The 591-nt window shown below is 40.8% G+C and carries 1 protein-coding gene; it reads left to right on the forward strand.

Annotated features, from left to right (window positions below):
- On the forward strand, window positions 1–358 hold a 358-nt coding region (locus M1B78_RS18520; RefSeq protein WP_257941504.1), incomplete at its 5' end, for a transposase.
- Window positions 359–591: the final 233 nt, after the last annotated feature.

The raw sequence follows: 591 nt of genomic DNA on the forward strand, positions 1-591 counted from the left end.
AACAAACCTTGTGGGATGGTGCGGATTGAAACCACGCAATGATATAAGCAACAATAAAGTCAAAAGCAACAGGACGACGCATGGGAACCGATTCCTGCGTCAGATATTGATTGAAATATCCTGGGTCGCATCAAGAACCCGAAACTGCTTTTTCTCAAACTTCAGCTACGTGCAATGCACCCAACGCCATAAGAACAAGATGAAGATACAAGTAGCCATCGCCCGAAAGTTATTGGTCGCAGTATGGCACATGCTGACAAAAGACGAGGATTTTATAGATGTTTACCTCAAGCGGCTTGAAAAACAGGCGGAATGGCAAAATGATATTCAAGCATTAGAATCGTTATTGGTCGGATAGACCTTTCCGATATACCTCTATCGACAACATAATTACCTTTGTGCTGCCACATGAGCGCGTTTACAAAATTATTGTATCCATAGAGGGATTGGACACCGGCGTAGTCCTTTTAGGCTGAAGAGGAAAGTAACAAACTTTACTAGTTCAGACGACAAAATACTTGTCGTCTTAGACGTTTTGTGGGAAAATTTACGGACTATAAGTATAATTAATTAGATACAAGTAAGTTACAT

It is taken from the genome of Bacteroides muris (ex Fokt et al. 2023), from assembly GCF_024704895.1.
GTDB lineage: Bacteria > Bacteroidota > Bacteroidia > Bacteroidales > Bacteroidaceae > Bacteroides > Bacteroides muris.